Below are 18,858 nucleotides of genomic sequence, written 5' to 3' on the forward strand. Positions count from 1 at the left end.
TTTCTCAAACTTTTTTATTTTGCCCAAATTTTCTTAACTGTTGGAGTAATCAAAATTCCTAGTAAAGCGATGAATAAAACAAACGACATCCAAATAATCGAAGGATAGAAACGTGGTTGGATTTGAGTGATCGAGTAAGTAGCCGTTTTTAAATTTTTAGGCGAGTTAACCGTGATAAAACTGTTATTTATCGACCAGTCGGCTGGTTTATTATTGAGAGTGATTCGATAATTTAACGAGGAATAACCGAAGACTGGCAAAGTGATTTTACCTTTAGGTACATTTTCGCCAGTTAAAGTAAGGCTGTTGACGGTACTGGTATGTTGCAAAAGAACATCACGTCCTTTGATCGTACCCAAGTGATCAGCCAATAAGTAAACTAGTTGTGGATCAAGGTTCAGACCGCCACTATCTTTTTGAAGTTTAGTCGTGTCAGGTGAGTAGTCCGGAATTAAAGTTCGAATCAGTTTGTCGCTAGTGATACCAGTTGAAGTCAGTTTAGCATCGGTATTTTGAGGGACAAACTTTTGAGTGTTTTCGGTAACGATGGGAAGATTAGCTTTTTTGTGATATTGACTGGTCAAAGCAACTTTTAAGGCGAAGGGATAAGCGATGACAGTCATTGCCAACATTATGATGCGAGCCGTTTTTTGACTAAAATTGATTAGAACGAAGATGATCGGTACCATGCCTAAGAATGGAGCAAAGCGCCAGTTAGCAACTTGAAAATTATTAATGATGGGAACGTGTCCCAAAAATCCCCAAGGAATAATATTAGTTGAAAATAGTATCAACGCCAATTCGATATACAACCAAGGCAACAGCTGCTTGAGTTTATCTTTTTTGATACCGATAAAAGTTGCCACCAACAGCAAAATCGATGCTAGTGAAATAGCTGATTTGGAGTTCCAACGTGACTTTATGAACAGAGTCCAGATGGGGTCGCTTAGAATATGGCCTTTACCAAAGGGTGACAGCAAACCAGTTTTGGAAATAGTCACTAATCGATAAATTATCGGTAAACATAAAATGACTGTCAAAAGAGCTGCAACTGTCAAATTGATCCAAGGGATGTAAGTTTTTTTGATAATTGATTCAATGACTAAGAAAATACCAGCAATCAAAGTAATGGCGACGGCACTCAGGAGGTGGGAATTGATCACGATCGTCATCAATAGAGCGGTTTTAATGATGAGCCGTGGGTTTATTTGTTTGCTTTCGACGGCTTCTTTGAGCGTGAAAATAATTGGAAAGGCAAAGATCATTACGATGGCAGAGCCCGTTTGCATTTCAGTGACTAAATCTCTTAAAGCTGAACCAGATAATGTAAAAACTGACGCCGCTAAAATGGCATTTTGACTGTCAAAGCGTTTGTTTAAGGACAAGAATGAAACGATAAAAGTCAAACCAAAAATCAGTGATTTAATAGCAATAATCTGGTGGATCGGCGTTAAAAAGTTCGTAACTAACACCAAAGGCCACAAAGTGAAATCGGGATACATGCCATTGATAGCTTGGCCAGTATAAAAAAAGGAATTAAAGTTGACCCAGCTAGGCAGTGAATGGTTCAAAAAAGCCAAGCGAATTTCGGCAATCCTTTCAGAATGGAAGAAAGTATCGTTGGAAGCAATCATGTAATTGAAGTGAAACTGCCAAAGAGTCCAAACGAATAAGGCCAAGAAGAAAAGTAGAGCGACTGAAATAGTGCGTAATGCGGGTTTATTTTTAAAATTCAAAACATACACTCCTATAAAAAATAAATAATCCAGGCTTTAATTATACTTCATTTGACTAAGACAAAAAAATAGCTCACGGTCGATTATGGCTGTGAACTAAATTTTTTTAATGTTAGTAATTAATTAGTTTTTTTATTGTTTTTGATCAATAATGCAAAAATGAAACCGATAATTGACATGCCGAAGAAGAAGGCAAAGACTCTTTGGTAACCGATCAAACCATTGTTAGCTGGCAAGTGGTGATTTTGATTAGTAGTAACTAGAATCAAAGTTGCCAAGCTGACGCCGAGTGAACCGAGTAACTGTCTAACTGTCGTAATGATTGCGGTGCCGTGGGGAATTAAATCTTCAGGTAACGCATTGCCACCGAGTGTAGTTGCCGGCATCATTACGAACGCATTGCCGCCTTCGATCAAAGTAGCAATCAAGATCATAGGCCAGATACTGAGCTTAGCCTGAATAACGAATAGCAAGAACCAACCGACTACGATCATCGACATACCAGTGATCAAGGTTGATTTGAAACCGATCCGATCAGCCAAACGTCCAGTCAACGGATTGAGAATACTCAACACGATGGCTGGTGGAACTAGGGCTAAACCGGACATCAAAACTGAAGTATGTAAAATATTTTGATAGTAAAGTGGATAAATAATTGTCACCACGATCAAAGATATGTAAGAAAAGCCAGTCAAAAGAACGGCCAGATCAAAATTGAAATTCTTCATAACTTTGAGATCAAGTAGTGGTTCTTGTTTGGTGAGCTGACGATGAATGAATAAAAATGTCAAAATCAAACTGATAACTAAGAGAATTATCAGATTAGTACCAAAACTCTTAGTAGCTCCGGCTTGATTGACGACGTATAGCAAGCCGATCAGACCAAGTAAATAAACTGTGGAGATCAGATCGAGACTGGCTTTGTGACGAGGCATGACATCCTTGATATTGATCAAACCACTGATAAAGATAACAATCATGATCAGTAGAAAAATCACGAATAATCCTTGCCATTGTAAAAAGTTCAAAACGATTCCTGAGATAATTGGACCACTGGCCAAAGCTGATCCCATGACCAATCCAGCGTAACCCATAGTGGCGCCACGTTTGGACTCAGGTGTGATGGTCATCAAAACAGATTGAAACGATGGGAACAATATCCCGACACCGATAGCTTCCAAACCACGGCCTAGCATAGCCATCGGAAAGTTAGGGGCAATAATAATAACGAAAGTACCAATGGCAAAAATTGCCACAACGCTCAAAAAGATTTTTTTAAACGAAAAGTTGTTCAATAGCCATGGACTAATAGGCATCATAATACACATTATTAACATAAAACCGGTCGTCAGCCATTGAATCGTTGGCGCAGTGACGCCGAAGAATTTCATCAATGTTGGGTAAGCAGTTGAAAGCGACGACTGACTGATCGACATTGTGAAGGTTCCGGACAACAACGTGATTATGAATAATTTTCGAGCAAGGCTATTTTGAATTTCACCCTTATTCATAAATATATCCCTTCTTTGTTTAGTCTAACAACAATTTAAGGATAGTCTAATATAAAAAAGCTGTCTAGCAGAGTGCTTGAGAGACAACGCTTACAAACGTTATTGATTAAAAAATATTTAAAAAAATAAGTGATGATAATTGATTATCATTATTTTTGCAGACAATTCGTCTGAACCTAGTCATTTAAATAAATGGAATTCTTCCTTGGTCAAACCACTGTCCAAGACTTTATACATATAGCGAGCAGCTAAGGATGAATAGGGATGCCATTTTTTACATTTCTTTTTGACCAACTCGACCTTATAATCAGTGGTTTTGTAGATCCAACCGTATCCTTGCAAGAAAGCCACATCTTCAAAAGGCAAAATATCAGGCCGATCTAAGACGAAAAGCAGATACATTTTAGCCGACCAATTGCCGATTCCTTTGACGGTAGTCAGATCCTTAATAATATCGACATCGTTCATCGTTTGATATTGGGCAAAGTCGATATCTTTTTTTACAATGGCTTCAGTCAAATTTCTGATGTAGTTTACCTTTGAATGGGAAATACCGATAGCTCTAATATCTTCGTCACTTAAAGAATTAATCGAAGTAATCGAGATGTGCCCTTGACAATCATTGGTCAATCTCTGAGTAAGGACATCCGCTACTTTGTTGGACAGCATTTGCCCGATGATCTGACTGACTAAAAAAGCGTAGCCATCGCGATTGACTTGGTAGTCAAGGGGACCAATCATTTTGATAGCCTTGGCTAGATGTTTATCTTTTTGACATAAGTATTTTATTTCAGGCGATTCTTCGTCAAAATGTTTAGTTTCTAGCATGATTTTTCTCCTATCGCCAGTATATACACCTGGCTAATCATAGGAACTAGACAATCTGGCCATAAAAAAAACTAGGACTATTGTCCTAGTTTAAAGTAGCTGATTAGTCTCCAGCTTTGTTTGTCATGATGTCGTCAATTAAACCATAATCCTTAGCTTCTTGGGCTGTCATGTAGTTATCACGATCAGTATCCTTTTGAAGTTTTTCAAAGGTTTGACCTGAGTTGTCAGCCAAAATGTGATTCAATCTTTCTCTTGTCTTCAAGATCTCGCGGGCAGCAATTTCAATTTCAGTTTGTTGACCTTGAGCACCACCTAATGGTTGGTGAATGAGGACAGTTGAATTAGGTAGAGCAAAACGTTTGCCCTTTGTACCTGATGACAAAAGGATGCTGGCCATTGATGCAGCCATACCTGTTGCGATTGTTTGAACGTCAGATTTAACGAAGTTCATTGTATCCATGATAGCTAATCCGTCGGTAACAGAACCACCGGGTGAGTTGATGTACATTGAAATATCTTTGTCTGAATCTTGGGCGTCAAGGAATAGTAATTCAGCCATAACTGTGTTAGCCATTTGACTGTTAACTTCACCAGAAACCATGATGATTCTATCTTTTAATAATCTTGAGTAAATATCGTAGGCACGTTCGCCACGAGAACTTTGTTCAATAACTGTAGGAACTAACATTAAAATGCCTCCATGTTTTTAATTAGCACTCTTAATAGCACAGTGCTAATTTAGCATAATATTAATATCGGGTCAACAAACTAAGCTCAATAAATAAAAATAATTATTCTAAGGATTTTTCAGAATTTGTCTTATTAATAGAAGATTTGATTTTTGACCAGGCAATATGGAATCCATATGCGGAAGTAAATGATAATCCCCAAGTTAAAATATAGCAAATGATAATGTTTAGAAGCGGATTGATCTTAGATAAATTTATTCCACCTAGATGCCAAATGATCTGTAACCAGAAAACGTTAGAAAGATAGGCCCGATAAGCGTAGGTTGCCAAAAAGTGGAAAATAGGTAAAACCTTGGAATTGGTATTGATATGATGAATTGCTAAAGCAGCGACTAAACCAATTACGGTCAATGCATAAAGCGCCATTGAAGGTTTGTAGTACGGAGCATTGGCCAGTTTGACGGGATAACCAAAATTGAAAAGCTCCCGATTAGTCCAATAATAGACAGCTAGAAAAATAACAATTAGGAATGGAACTGCTTTTTTAATGAGAGTTTCAAATTTATCACGAAACATCCAGGCTAAGACACCAAAGATGCCATAAATAACAAAACTAATGAAGATTCGATCGAGTAGGTACCAACTTTGTTCATGGGGACCGTGGAAGACTTGCATATCGTAGAAGTAAATCCAAGCAGCAAAGAAAATAACTGTGATTATGATTGCTAAAAGTCCGCGTTTAGTGCTGTCTTTGACCCAATGAGCTAAAGCCCAGAAGAATGGCATTAGAATGATGAATTGCAGCATCATCGTGTTGTACCACAGGTGTGGGGCGGCATTACCATTGATGAAATTCCAACAGAACGTACCGATACTATTAAAAGGTTTAACTTGTTGAATATTTGGAAAAATCAAAAGGTAAGCTAACGTCCACCAAATTGTGGGAACAAAAAGCGCAGACCACTGTTTACGCATATATCCACCATAATTACCCCATGTATTTTGATTAGTTGTCCTCGTTGTCGTGTATAGAATACCGAAAATAAAGGCCGGGGCAGTGAATTTGACTAGATTATAAATGATTCCGATGGGAGTTTGATAATTAAAACTGGGGTTGGTTGATAAAACTAAACTGAGTACAGTCTGCATCATTACGGCAGTACAGGCGAAAACTTTCATGTAGTCGCCTATATCGGTAAAACTTGCAGAATTTCTTTTTCGATTCATTCATATTCTCCTCTTAAAATTAAATGGTTTTAAGTTTAAATAGGATTTATCCGTTGTGAAACATAAAAAGAACCTTTTAGAGGTATAGATTGATTCTATCTACGTACATTAAATCATTAAATCCCAGATTTTGTTTGGAAAGTTTGTGAAATAAAAAAACACCGACCAAGTTTGATCGGTGTAAGTATTTTTGCAGCGATAAAGGTAATAACTACTATCTATAAACAGCTTATACAAAAGAATTAATATTGTTCAAAGTATATTGATAGTAGAAAACTGACTTAATGTGAATCAAGCGTTGCTAGAAAAAGACTGGTATAACAACATTATGCGCCATGCGGGAGTCGAACCCGCATTTCAGGAACCGGAATCCTGCGTGCGATCCATTACACTAACAGCGCCTTATCATTCAATTTTAGCGCACTTTACAATTATTGTAAATTATCAAAAAAAATGGTCGTTTTGTAAACATATCCCTTGATATTTTCACAAGAGAGTTTATACTAATAACTGTGCTTGAGAGATGACGAAAAGTCATCCGGGCTTTTATTTTTTGAGTACATGGGTCGTAAACAGACATACAGGGACAGTATTTGCCCCACGGAGTATATCAAATGACTAATAATGAAGATTTAGAATTGCTGGATTTGGTTGCCCCAGACTTCATTAAAACTCTGGAAAAGCGATTTAAAATACTTCAGAGTATCTCATTAATGGAGCCGATTGGGCGCAGAGTATTAGCTGATGATCTGAATATCACCGAACGTGGTCTGAGAACTGAAACTGATTTATTGAAGAAGCAAGGCTTACTTGTTTCTTCTAAGTCGGGGATGTCATTGACCCAAACTGGTAGCGACACGGTGGTCAAGTTGACCGATGTGTTAGCTGATTATCAAGGAACAGCTCTTTTAGAGAAAAAATTGAGTAAAAAACTTGGTATTAGTCGTTGTATCATTTTACCTGGTAATGCCGATCGGCAATATCGGGTGATCGATTCATTCGGTAGAAGACTCAATCAGTTATTAGGTTCAATATTACCAACAGGACGGGCAATGATTTCTGTCACTGGTGGTAGTACGTTGGCACGGGTAGCGAGAAATCTTTCACCAGATTTATCCAAAAATCGTCAGCTGGTTTTCTTACCAGCTCGCGGTGGAGTGGGTGAGTCAGTAACGATTCAAGCTAACAGTGTCTGTGCAGAGATGGCTTTAAGAACGCAAAGTCAGTACCGGGCTTTGTATCTTCCTGAAGATATAAGTGAAAAAAGTTTCGAATCTTTGCAAAAAGAGACTTCAATTAAATCGGTTCTTGATTTAATATATAGGAGTGATGTTGTGATTCACAGCATCGGTACAGCAAGTATTATGGCTGATCGAAGAAACTTGTCAGTTGAGGAACAAAAGATCGTCGATGAAGGCGAGGCAGTTTCCGAAGCTTTCGGTGATTTCTTTGACCAAAGTGGTAAACTTGTATATAAGGTACCTAGGATTGGACTTCATGTCCGGGACCTTGTTAAAATGAAACATGTGATTGCGATTGCTGGAGGTCAAAGTAAGGCTCAAGCGATTCAGTCATATATGAAAAATGCACCGCATCATACAGCATTGATTACTGATGAAGGTGCCTCAAAGCTGATTTTAAGGGATAACCCTTTAAAATAATATTTTTTTGATTTCCTGAAGGAGGAATTTTTGTATGACTACAAAAGTTGGTATTAATGGATTTGGCCGTATCGGTCGTTTGGCATTCCGCCGTATCGCTGCACTTCAAGCAGCTGGCAAGACAGATTTGGAAGTTGTTGCAATTAACGATTTAACTTCACCTGCTATGCTTGCACACCTATTGAAGTATGATACTGCTCATGGTAACTTCGAAATCGACAAGATCACTGCTGAAGATTCAGCTATCGTTGTTGATGGTAAGAAGATCCCTGTATATGCTGAAATGAACGCTGCAGACCTTAAATGGGTTGCTAACGACGGTGTTGATATCGTTCTTGAATGTACTGGTTTCTACACATCACAAGACAAAGCACAAGCTCACATCGATGCTGGTGCAAAACGTGTATTGATCTCAGCTCCATCAGGTGACATGCCTACAGTTGTTTATGGTGTTAACGATGACATCCTAACAAACGACGTTAAGATTGCTTCAGCTGGTTCATGTACAACTAACTGTCTTGCACCTCTAGCAAATGCCGTAAACGAAGAATTCGGTATCAAAGCTGGTACAATGACAACTATCCACGCTTACACAGCTACTCAAAAACTTCAAGATGGTCCAGAACGTAAAGGTAATGTTCGTGCTGCACGTGCTGCTGCTGCAAACATCATCCCTCACTCAACTGGTGCTGCTAAGGCCCTAGGTCTAGTTGTTCCTGCATTGAAGGGTAAGCTTGATGGCCACGCACAACGTGTACCAGTTATCACAGGTTCAGTTACAGAATTAGTTGCAACTCTTGGTAAAGAAGTTACAGTTGACGAAGTAAATGCTGCTGTTAAGAAGTATACAGAAAACAACCCTTCATTCGGTTACAACGATGATGAAATCGTATCTTCAGACGTTATCGGTACATCATTCGGTTCAATCTTTGACCCAACACAAACACAAATCGTTGGTTCAGGTGACGCCCAAGTTGTAAAGACTGTTGCTTGGTATGACAACGAATCAGGATTTACTGCACAAATGGTTCGTACACTTGAAAAATTTGCTAGCTTAGACTAATTTATTAGTTTATCTAGGATCTAATTTAAGATAAAACCTAATTTAGTGTGATTTAAATTGGCGGAGGGAGGATAACTCCTTCCCCTTTTTTTTTAGAAAATATTGGAGGATTTATTTACAATGGCTAAACTTATTGTTTCTGACGTTGACGTAAAAGGCAAAAAAGTCTTGATGCGTGTTGATTTCAACGTTCCTATTAAAGATGGTGTTGTCGGCGATACTAACCGTATCGTTGGTGCTATCCCAACAATCAAATATGTTTCAGAACATGGTGGAAAGGTTATCTTGCTATCTCACTTGGGTCGTATTAAGAGTGATGAAGACAAGAAAGCTTTGTCATTGAAGCCAGTTGCTGCTAAACTTCAAGAATTAAGCGGTATGCCTGTAGAGTTCGTACCTACAAACGAAGGTAAAGAACTTGAAGATGCTATCAACGATCTTAAAGACGGTCAAATCCTATTGATGGAAAACACTCGTTTCCAAGATATCGATAACGACTTCGGCAAACGTGAAAGCAAGAACGATCCTAAACTTGGCGAATACTGGGCATCACTTGGTGACGTATTTATCAACGATGCTTTCGGTACAGCCCACAGAAGCCACGCTTCAAACGTTGGTATCTCAACAGCTATGAAGGCTGCTGGCAAACCCGTTGCTGCTGGTTTCTTAATGGAAAAGGAAATCAAGTTCTTAGGTAACGCTGTTGACAATCCTGTACACCCATTCGTAACAATCCTTGGTGGTGCAAAGGTTTCAGATAAGATCGGTGTTATTGAAAACTTAATTCCAAAATCAGACCACATCTTAATCGGTGGTGGTATGGCTTATACATTCTTAGCTGCTCAAGGCCACAAGATTGGTAAGTCACTATTCGAAGCTGACAAAGTTGAATTAGCTAAAGACCTCCTTCAAAAAGCTGGCGACAAGATCGTGCTTCCTGTAGACCACATCGTTGCTAAGGAATTCTCAAATGATGCCGAAGCTACAACTACTGATGGTGTTGATATTCCTGATGACGAAATGGCTCTTGATATCGGACCTAAGACAGTTAAATTGTTCCAAGATACTCTAAAGGGTGCAAAGACTGTTGTATGGAATGGACCAATGGGTGCATTCGAAATGAGCAAGTTTGCTGAAGGTACACTAGAAGTTGGACGTGCTATGGGTAACTTGACAGATGCTATTACTATCGTTGGTGGTGGTGACTCAACTGCTGCTGCTAAGAGTCTTGGTATTGCTGATAAGCTAACACACATCTCAACTGGTGGTGGTGCTTCACTTGAATATCTAGAAGGTAAGACATTACCTGGTATCGATTCAATTTCAAACAAATAATGATTTTTCATTAGAGGAGAATTAACTTTATGCGTACACCTATTATTGCGGGTAACTGGAAGATGAACAAAAATCCTAAGGAAACCCAAGAATTCTTAGACGGAATCAAAGGCAAATTGCCAGAATCTGGCGTAGAAACTATTATCGGTGCTCCTGCCATTGACCTAACAACTCTTGTTGCTGGTGCCGAAGGTACACCTTTAAAGACTGCTGCTGAAAACTCATACTTTGAAGATGCTGGTGCATTTACTGGTGAAACTTCACCTAAAGCTCTTGATGAAATGGGCATCGACTATGTAATCATTGGTCACTCAGAAAGAAGACAATACTTCGGTGAAACTGATGAAGACATCAACAAGAAAGCTCACGCTATCTTGAAGAACAACATGCTACCAATCATCTGCTGTGGTGAAACACTAGAACAACGTGAAGCTGGCAAGGCTGAAGACTGGGTTACAGGTCAAATCGAAAATGCTGTTAAAGGCATTTCTGCAGCTGACTTAGCTAAATCAGTTATCGCTTACGAACCAATCTGGGCTATCGGTACTGGTAAGACTGCTACTGCTGACCAAGCACAAGAAATGGTTCACGTAATCCGTGAAAAGATTGCTTCATTGTACGATGCTGATACTGCTGATAAAGTACGTATCCTTTATGGTGGTTCTGTAAAACCTGCTAACGTTAAAGAATTGATGGCTAAAGAAGATATTGATGGTGGACTTGTTGGTGGTGCATCAATGGATCCAGAATCATTTATCGCCTTAGCAACATTCAACAAATAATTTATATATAAGTTATTTATTTTAAGCGTCAAAAAGGTTAAAATTAGTTTGTATTAAAATCGAAAAGGAGATTTTTAAAATATGTCTGTAATTACTGATATTTTAGGCCGTGAAGTTCTTGATTCACGTGGTAACCCAACTGTTGAAGTTGAACTATATACTGAACTAGGTGGCTTTGGCCGCGCACTTGTTCCTTCAGGTGCTTCAACTGGTGAACACGAAGCTGTTGAATTGCGTGATGGCGACAAATCACGTTTCGGTGGTAAAGGTGTTCTTAAAGCCGTTGCTAACGTAAACGACAAGATTGCTAAAAAGGTTATCGGCATGGACGTTACTGACCAACGTGCCATTGACCAAGCTATGATCGACCTTGATGGTACACCAAACAAGGGTACTTTAGGTGCTAACGCTATTCTTGGTGTTTCACTTGCTGCTGCTCGTGCTGCTGCTGACGAATTAGGTCTTCCATTGTACGAATACCTTGGTGGTCCTAACGCTCACGTATTGCCAACACCTATGATGAACGTTATCAATGGTGGTAAGCATGCTGATAACAACGTTGACTTCCAAGAATTCATGATAGTTCCTGTTGGCGCAAAGTCAATGCGTGAAGCTGTTCGTATGGGTGCAGAAACATTCCACTCACTAAAAGCTGTTCTTGAAGGCCGTGGCTTGAACACAGCCGTTGGTGATGAAGGTGGTTTCGCTCCTGACCTTGAAAACAACGAAGCACCATTCAAGATCCTTGTTGAAGCTATCGAAAAAGCTGGTTACAAACCTGGCGAAGACGTTGCTATTGGTTTTGACTGTGCCTCATCAGAATTCTACAACAAAGACACTCACAAGTACGAATTGAAGGGTGAAGGCGAAAATGGTGCTGTTCTTTCAACAGACGAATTTATCGACTTACTTGACAATATCGTTGAAAAGTACCCAGTTATTACAATCGAAGATCCTATCGATGAAAATGAATGGGAAGACTGGCAAAAAGTTACTGCTAAACTTGGTAAGAAAGTACAACTTGTTGGTGATGACTTGTTCGTTACAAACACAGACTACTTGAAGAAGGGTATTGAAATGGGAGTTTCAAACTCAATCCTTATCAAGCTTAACCAAATCGGTACACTTACAGAAACATTCGAAGCTATCGAAATGGCTAAAGAAGCAGGCTTCACAGCCGTTGTTTCTCACCGTTCAGGTGAAACAGAAGACACTACAATTGCTGACCTTGTTGTTGCTACAAACGCAGGTCAAATCAAGACTGGTTCAATGAGCCGTACAGACCGTATTGCTAAGTACAACCAATTGATGAGAATTGAAGATCAACTTGGCGACCAAGCTGAATACAAAGGTGTTCACAGTTTCTACAACTTGAACAAATAATTACTACATGTAATTAAATAAAACAGCCCTCGGGCTGTTTTTTTTGTGCACTTTTTTTGTACAATAATAGTATCAACTATTGGAGGAAACTAAACATGACATTAAAAATTGCATTTATCGGTTTTGGTAAATCAGCCAATCGCTATCATTTGCCATATCTTAATATCAGAAAAGATTTCCAAGTTAAAACAATTTATACTAGAAAAGCTGTTGATGAAAAATTAGCTGCACCATATAGAGCTAAAGGCGTCAATTTCACCAACGATCTGAATGACATTTTAAACGATCCAGAAATTGATTTAGTAACTATTTGTACGCCGGCGCAAACCCATTTTGAATTGGCTAAGAGTGTTATTAAGGCACACAAGTCAGTTATCGTAGAAAAACCGTTCGTTGACACGTTGGATCATGCTAAAGAGTTGATTCAATTAGGTAAGGACAATCATGTTTTAGTTATGCCTTACCAAAATCGTCGTTTCGATGGAGATTACTTAGCGGCTAAACAAGTTATCGATCAAGGATTTCTCGGTGACATCGTTGAAGTTGAGTCGCACATTGATTATTACCGTCCTAATACTGTCAATCAACCAGGCACTAAAGAACAAGGGGAGTTTTACGGTTTAGGGATTCACTTGATGGATCGAATGGTAGCTTTGTTTGGTCGTCCGGATCAAGTTGTTTACGATATTCGTAATACCGAAGTCAGTGATGCAGTGGATAATTATTTTGATGTTGACCTACATTATGGTACCAAGATGAAAGTTAAGGTCAAAGTAAGTACGGATGTTGCTAAAGAGTATCCCCGGTTTATCGTCCACGGCATGAACGGATCTTTTATTAAGTACGGTGCTGATCAACAGGAAAATGATCTCAAAGCCGGCATCGTGCCGGGAACAGCTGGTTTTGGTGAAGACAGTCCGATGTATTATGGTTTAGCCAAGTATAAGAATGCCAATGGGGATTGGATCGAAAAGCAAATCAAAACGCCATTGGGTGATTATGGTCTATACTATGATTCTGTATACCAGACTATCGTCAACCATCAAAAGAGATTGGTGACTGATGAAGAGATCTTGACCGATATGGAATTACTCGAAGCCGGTTTCTATCAACCATCACCATCAATTTACAATGTACCAAAATTAGAAATTTAATAGGGGAAAAAGAATGAAGATAGCACTGAAAGACAATGATAAATTACGACTGACGCTAGAAGGGATATTAGTAGGAATCATCTCCGGAGTAGTTGTCAGTATGTTTCGCTGGACTATCGCCCATTCTTTGAAATTATTCCAAGGACTTTATGTTGCTGCAAGAACGAATGTGGCTTTGACAATAGGATTAGTTGCTTTGATGGTCATTGTCGCAATCATCGTTGGCATTTTGATTAAACAAGAACCTAATATTTCTGGTTCAGGTATCCCTCAAGTTGAGGCTCAATTGGGTGGCGAGATGCAGATCAAATGGTGGTCAGTCTTGTGGCGCAAGTTTGTCGGGGGTATTTTGAGTATCGGACCAGGATTGTTTTTAGGACGTGAAGGTCCATCGATTCAATTAGGAGCTACTATTGGTCAAGGTGTAGGGGATCTAACGCATGACGATCATGGCGTCAATCAGCGGGTCTTGATTGCTAGTGGTGCGGCAGCTGGATTGGCAGCGGCATTTAGTGCACCGATCGCTGGGGCCATGTTTGTTTTGGAAGAGGTTTATCATAACTTTTCGCCATTAGTGTGGATCACATCTTTGGCTAGTGCTGTTTCAGCCAATGTGATTGCACTGTATGTCTTTGGTTTGCAGCCAGTGTTGCAAGTACCTTATCGATTCAGTTTGCCGATAAAATATTATTGGCATCTGGTAGTTTTGGGCATCATCTTAGGTTTAATGGGACGTTTGTACCAAGTGTTAACTTTGTCGATGCCGGCGTTTTATGCAAAGACGCGGTTGCCAAGATACATTCAAGGCATCATTCCTTTGATCATGATCGTGCCATTAGGAATGATGGTTCCCCAGTTGATCGGTGGCGGAAATGAAGTTATTCTCGATTTGACGAAATATGGTCCTAGTTTAGCTTTCTTACTTGGATTGTTGGTGTTGAGATTCGTGTTCTCAATGATCTCCTATGGTTCTGGAGTTCCTGGTGGAATTTTCTTACCTATCTTGAATTTGGGAGCCATTATTGGAGCTATCTATGCGGTTTTTATGAACCAATTAGGTTTGTTGCCACTGTATTTTGAAAGTAACTTGATCATCTTTGCGATGGCTGGATACTTTGCCTGTATCAGTAAGGCGCCGTTTACAGCTATCATCTTGGTAACGGAGATGGTCGGTTCACTCAAGCATTTGATGCCACTGGCTGTTTTGTCATTGGTAGCTTATATCGTGGTCGACATGTTGAATGGGGCACCAATTTATGAAGCTATGAAAGAACGACTCAATCTCAACAGTGATTTCTTAAATCGAGTCAGCAAATTCAACGACCGGTTGGAATTACCTATTTATGAAGGAAGTTCGATCGATGGAAAATATATCCGAGACATTCCTTTTCCCAAAGAAATTTTAGTGGTAGCGGTCTATCGTGGCGAACGTCAATTGATACCACGTGGCGATACTTTGATCAAAGCTGGCGACCGGATCGTCTTTATGGTCAATGCTGGTCAGAGAGCGAAGATTTCCAAGAAGTTAAAGGATATGATTAACGGATTAGACTAGAAATTAGACCACTTTTATGTTATTGTTTTAGGAGTGATTTCAGCTTTTTTTAACACCATGAACGGAGGTTTTACAGGTGTATAACATTATTGAAACTGTGTTGATAATCGTTTCTATATTGATAATCATTGCCGTACTAATGCAACCAACAAAGCAACAAGATGCTTTGAACGCATTGTCCGGTGGTGGTGGCGACCTATTCAGCAACCAGAAGAAGCGTGGTTTTGAAGCCTTCATGGTTAAGGTTACCTACGTATTGCTAGTATTATTTTTCGTATGTTCAATCGTATTAGTATACTTATCATCTCACAAGTAAATTATCCTCCTGAAGTTGACTCAGGGGGTTTTTTTATATAAGGAGCAAAATAGATGAAAATTTTAACGCCTAAACCATTCTATTTTGATAGTGGATCCAGTGCAGTTTTACTGTTGCATTCCTTTTCGGGGACCGCTAACGACATGCGCTTGTTAGGACGGTTCTTAGAAAGACATGGTTATTCAGTTTATGCTCCGATGTTTGCAGGACATGGAACTAACGAACCTTTGGATATTTTACAAGCGGGCTCGCCTGAAATCTGGTGGCAACAATGTCTGAAAGCAATTGAATTTTTGAAGGCTCAACAAAAAGACAAAATATATATTTTTGGCTTATCATTGGGAGCAATCTTTGCCACAAAAGCCTTGGAAGAATCATCAGACGTTATTGCCGGTGGAGTTTTCGGTTCGCCGTTGTACAATCAGAATTTTTCCGGAATTAGAAATGCCTTTCTGCCTTATGCTAAAAAGGTGTATTCTATTCAACAGGACCTGACTGAAGTTGAGATCGATCAAAGAGTTAGAGTTGTCAGTTCTAAAATAGATTTGATGTTGACCGAGATTCGCAAGACTTCATTAGGTGTGACTGAGAATTTAGCTGAAATAAAAAGACCATATTTTATTGGTCAAGGTACGAGTGATAAATTAGTCAATCCAAAATCTGCCCAAGAGGTAGCTTTGGACGTTAAAACATCACAGCTACATTTATATAATGCGGGGCATGTTTTAACTATCAACGGAGCTCATGAACAACTTCAGAGCGATGTGTTGAATTTTTTAGAAAATAATTGAGGATAGAAATGCCAGATAAAGATAATAAATTAATTGCAGATATATTGGAGGTCTTTAGAAACAGTCCTGACCGCCGCTATAAATCTGAACAAATTGAAGATATTTTAAGAATGCACGGAGCTTCAGCTTTTAAACGAGTTGTTCAAGCCCTAGCCGTTCTTGAAGGTGAAAGTAAAATTACTTTGACCAACAAAAATGAATTTAAGATGGCCTCACCAGAAACAGTGGTTGAAGGGGTCTTTAAGGGTAATGACAAGGGCTTTGGCTTCGTTAGATATGATGAAGTCGACCCTGATGCTTTCATTGCCAAGAGCAATACTATGTATGCCGTTAATGGCGATACAGTTGAAGTGAAGATCACTAAGCCATCTAACCCTTGGATCGACAAAGGGCCAGAAGGCGAGATCGTTAAAATCGTTGAAAGAGCTTTGACAAAGGCCGTTGGTGAATTCCACGCTTACAGTGATGCTCAAGTAGAAAAGACCGGCCACTATGGCTATGTTCAAAGTCATGAAAAGAAGATTGCTTCATATATGATCTTCATTTCTGACAAGGGACTTCACCCCCAAATTGGCGATATGGTTCAAGTATCGATCGATGAATACCCTAACGTTAAGCATCCACAAAGTATGGAAGGTACAGCTTTAGAGATCATCGGTAACAAAAATGACCCTGGTGTCGATATTATGTCGATCGTGGTCGATAATGATATCAATCCTGAGTTCCCTAGTGAAGTTTTGAAAGAAGCCGAAAGCATTCCTGATCACGTACTTGAATCAGACCGTGTCGGTCGTCATGATTTGACTAAGAATATGGTCATTACTATCGATGGGGATGACTCAAAGGATTTCGATGATGCCGTTGGACTAGATATGTTGCCAAATGGTAACTTCCATCTTGAAGTCGACATCGCCGATGTAACTCACTACGTTAAAGAAGGTTCACCATTAGACCAAGAAGCTTACGCTCGTGGGACAAGTACTTATTTAGTTGATCGTGTTATTCCAATGTTGCCATTCAGATTATCAAATGGTATCTGTTCATTGAACCCTGGTGAAGACCGTTTAGCTTTGACATGTGAGATGGAAATTGATCACCAAGGTAATGTTATTAAACATGAAATTTATCCTAGTGTGATCCAATCTAAATATCGCATGACTTATAACAACGTTAACCAAATTTTGGATGGCGATGAAGAATTAACTGAAGAATATTCTCCAGTAGTGCCAATGCTCAAGCAAATGGCAGAGCTTCACGAAATTCTCTTCAACAAGCGTCATGAACGTGGTGCTATCGACTTTGAAGAAACTGAAGCACAAATCATCGTTGACGAAAACGGTAAGCCAATCGACATCAAACTTCGTGAACGTGGAACATCCGAAAAGATGATCGAATCATTCATGTTGGCTGCTAACGAAACAGTTGCCGAACACTACAATGTTAAACATGTGCCATTCCTTTATCGTGTCCACGAAAAACCTGATGAAGAAAAGGTCAAGAACTTCTTCGAATTTGCAGCCGCTATGGGTGTGCAAGTTAAGGGTAATTTGAAAGAAATCACTCCTAAGATGTTCCAAAATGTTTTACAAAGTGTTGTCGGTACACCTGAGGAACAAGTTGTTACGATCATGTTGTTGAGAAGTTTGCAACAAGCTAGATATTCTGACGAACCACTAGGTCACTTTGGTTTAGCTGCTAAATACTACACACACTTCACTTCACCAATCAGACGTTACCCTGATCTTACTGTTCACCGTATGATCCACAGTTATGCTGAAAATGGCTTTACTGAAGATGAACAAAAGAAATGGGCTAACAAACTTGATGATATCGCTCAACACACTTCAAGTCGCGAAAGAATTTCTATCAACGCTGAACGTGCTGTCGACGATCTCAAGAAGACTGAATACATGGCTGATCAAGTAGGCAATACTTTCGATGCCGTTGTCAGTTCAGTTACGAGTTTTGGAATGTTCATTCAATTGGACAATACGGTTGAAGGTTTGATCCATATTTCGAATATGAAGGATGACTACTATGAATTTGACGAAAAGAGCATGTCCATGCACGGACGTGGCACTGGTAAGATTTTCAAAGTTGGTCAACCGATCCAAGTTAAATTGATCAGAGCTGATGTTGAACATCGTCAAATCGATTTCGAACGAGTATTGACTCCAGAAGAACAAGAACAAGCTGACAAAAGTGAAGCTGAATTCAAGAAGAAACGTTCAATGCAACATGGACGCGGACGTGGTGGTCATGGCCGCCACAATGATAGTAAAAATGGCCATGGAAACAATAAGAATAGCCATAATAATAAGAGACGTGGTAAATACGAAAGACGGTGATTCTGTTGAAGAAACATCATACAAAGGCTGCTAATGAAGTAGCTAACAATCGTAAAGCTCGTCATGATTACAATATCTTAGATACGTATGAGGCGGGTATTTCCTTGACTGGAACTGAGATCAAATCAGTTCGGGCCAGTAAAATGAATATTAAAGATGGTTTCGTGCAAGCTAGAAATGGCGAACTTTGGTTGGAAAATGTGAATATCAGCATTTACGACCAAGGAAACATTTTTAACCACGATCCATTGCGTAATCGTAAATTGCTCTTACATAAAAAAGAAATTCGTAAAATCACTGCTAGTATTCAGGAAAAAGGTATTACTGTAGTACCTTTGAAGGTTTACTTGAAGCATGGTTTTGCCAAAGTATTGATCGGTGTTGCCGAAGGTAAGAAACAATATGACAAGCGTGAGACAATTAAAAAGCGTGATCAAGAACGAGAGATTCAACGTGCTTTAAAGAGTGCGTATTAA

At 39.3% G+C, this 18,858-nt stretch carries 16 protein-coding genes and 1 tRNA gene; 11 read left to right on the top strand and 6 right to left on the bottom strand.

The genetic code is table 11. From position 1 onward, the window contains the following. Positions 1-14: 14 nt before the first annotated feature. The 6 genes from FD29_RS08710 to FD29_RS08735 all read right to left on the bottom strand — a co-directional run bounded on the left by FD29_RS08710 (position 15) and on the right by FD29_RS08735 (position 6,395). Entirely contained in the window at positions 15-1,736 is a 1,722-nt protein-coding gene (locus FD29_RS08710) for a glycosyltransferase family protein (RefSeq protein ID WP_057888553.1), read from the bottom strand. 119 nt (positions 1,737-1,855) lie between these two features. Next, positions 1,856-3,247, bottom strand: coding sequence for a DHA2 family efflux MFS transporter permease subunit (locus FD29_RS08715; RefSeq protein ID WP_057888554.1), 1,392 nt, complete (start codon positions 3,245-3,247; stop codon positions 1,856-1,858). A 180-nt stretch (positions 3,248-3,427) separates the two neighbouring features. Next, a complete protein-coding gene (locus FD29_RS08720; RefSeq protein ID WP_057888555.1) occupies positions 3,428-4,075 on the bottom strand; it encodes a DNA-3-methyladenine glycosylase family protein in 648 nt (215 codons plus the stop codon). A 103-nt stretch (positions 4,076-4,178) separates the two neighbouring features. Then, positions 4,179-4,766: an ATP-dependent Clp protease proteolytic subunit gene (locus FD29_RS08725; RefSeq protein WP_057888556.1), complete on the bottom strand. Its 588-nt coding sequence runs from the start codon at positions 4,764-4,766 to the stop codon at positions 4,179-4,181. Between the two features lie 103 nt (positions 4,767-4,869). Beyond that, positions 4,870-5,994 (bottom strand): acyltransferase, encoded by a 1,125-nt coding sequence (locus tag FD29_RS08730; RefSeq protein WP_057888557.1) that lies wholly within the window; start codon positions 5,992-5,994, stop codon positions 4,870-4,872. Positions 5,995-6,323: 329 nt separating this feature from the next. Further along, a tRNA-Arg gene (locus FD29_RS08735) sits at positions 6,324-6,395 on the bottom strand. Positions 6,396-6,608: 213 nt separating this feature from the next. On the opposite strand from FD29_RS08735, the gene FD29_RS08740 reads away from it, so the two are divergent. The 11 genes from FD29_RS08740 (at position 6,609) to smpB (ending at position 18,858) form a co-directional block, all read left to right on the top strand. Then, complete coding sequence (locus FD29_RS08740; protein ID WP_057888558.1) at positions 6,609-7,655, top strand: sugar-binding transcriptional regulator; 1,047 nt, start codon at positions 6,609-6,611, stop codon at positions 7,653-7,655. 34 nt (positions 7,656-7,689) lie between these two features. Further along, positions 7,690-8,718 (top strand): type I glyceraldehyde-3-phosphate dehydrogenase, encoded by a 1,029-nt coding sequence (gap, locus tag FD29_RS08745; protein WP_057888559.1) that lies wholly within the window; start codon positions 7,690-7,692, stop codon positions 8,716-8,718. A 120-nt stretch (positions 8,719-8,838) separates the two neighbouring features. Then, a complete protein-coding gene (locus FD29_RS08750) occupies positions 8,839-10,053 on the top strand; it encodes a phosphoglycerate kinase (protein WP_057888560.1) in 1,215 nt (404 codons plus the stop codon). A gap of 29 nt (positions 10,054-10,082) precedes the next feature. Beyond that, a complete protein-coding gene (gene tpiA, locus FD29_RS08755) occupies positions 10,083-10,835 on the top strand; it encodes a triose-phosphate isomerase (RefSeq protein WP_057888561.1) in 753 nt (250 codons plus the stop codon). Between the two features lie 81 nt (positions 10,836-10,916). Beyond that, entirely contained in the window at positions 10,917-12,218 is a 1,302-nt protein-coding gene (gene eno, locus FD29_RS08760; protein ID WP_057888562.1) for a phosphopyruvate hydratase, read from the top strand. Positions 12,219-12,313: 95 nt separating this feature from the next. Further along, the gene (locus FD29_RS08765) at positions 12,314-13,372 is read left to right on the top strand and encodes an oxidoreductase (protein ID WP_057888563.1); all 1,059 of its coding nucleotides are present in this window, start codon (positions 12,314-12,316) and stop codon (positions 13,370-13,372) included. Positions 13,373-13,385: 13 nt separating this feature from the next. Further along, positions 13,386-14,927 carry a ClC family H(+)/Cl(-) exchange transporter gene (locus FD29_RS08770; protein WP_057888564.1) on the top strand — a complete coding sequence of 514 codons (1,542 nt, stop codon included), beginning with the start codon at positions 13,386-13,388 and terminating at the stop codon, positions 14,925-14,927. Positions 14,928-15,003: 76 nt separating this feature from the next. Then, complete coding sequence (gene secG / locus FD29_RS08775) at positions 15,004-15,243, top strand: preprotein translocase subunit SecG (protein ID WP_057888565.1); 240 nt, start codon at positions 15,004-15,006, stop codon at positions 15,241-15,243. A gap of 53 nt (positions 15,244-15,296) precedes the next feature. Then, on the top strand, positions 15,297-16,034 hold the full coding sequence (locus FD29_RS08780) for an alpha/beta hydrolase (RefSeq protein ID WP_057888566.1): 738 nt from the start codon (positions 15,297-15,299) through the stop codon (positions 16,032-16,034). A gap of 8 nt (positions 16,035-16,042) precedes the next feature. After that, complete coding sequence (gene rnr, locus FD29_RS08785; RefSeq protein ID WP_057888567.1) at positions 16,043-18,382, top strand: ribonuclease R; 2,340 nt, start codon at positions 16,043-16,045, stop codon at positions 18,380-18,382. Between the two features lie 2 nt (positions 18,383-18,384). Then, positions 18,385-18,858, top strand: a complete 474-nt coding sequence (gene smpB / locus FD29_RS08790) for an SsrA-binding protein SmpB (RefSeq protein ID WP_057888577.1) — start codon at positions 18,385-18,387, stop codon at positions 18,856-18,858.

Origin of the sequence: Companilactobacillus mindensis DSM 14500 (assembly GCF_001434275.1) — a bacterium.
GTDB lineage: Bacteria > Bacillota > Bacilli > Lactobacillales > Lactobacillaceae > Companilactobacillus > Companilactobacillus mindensis.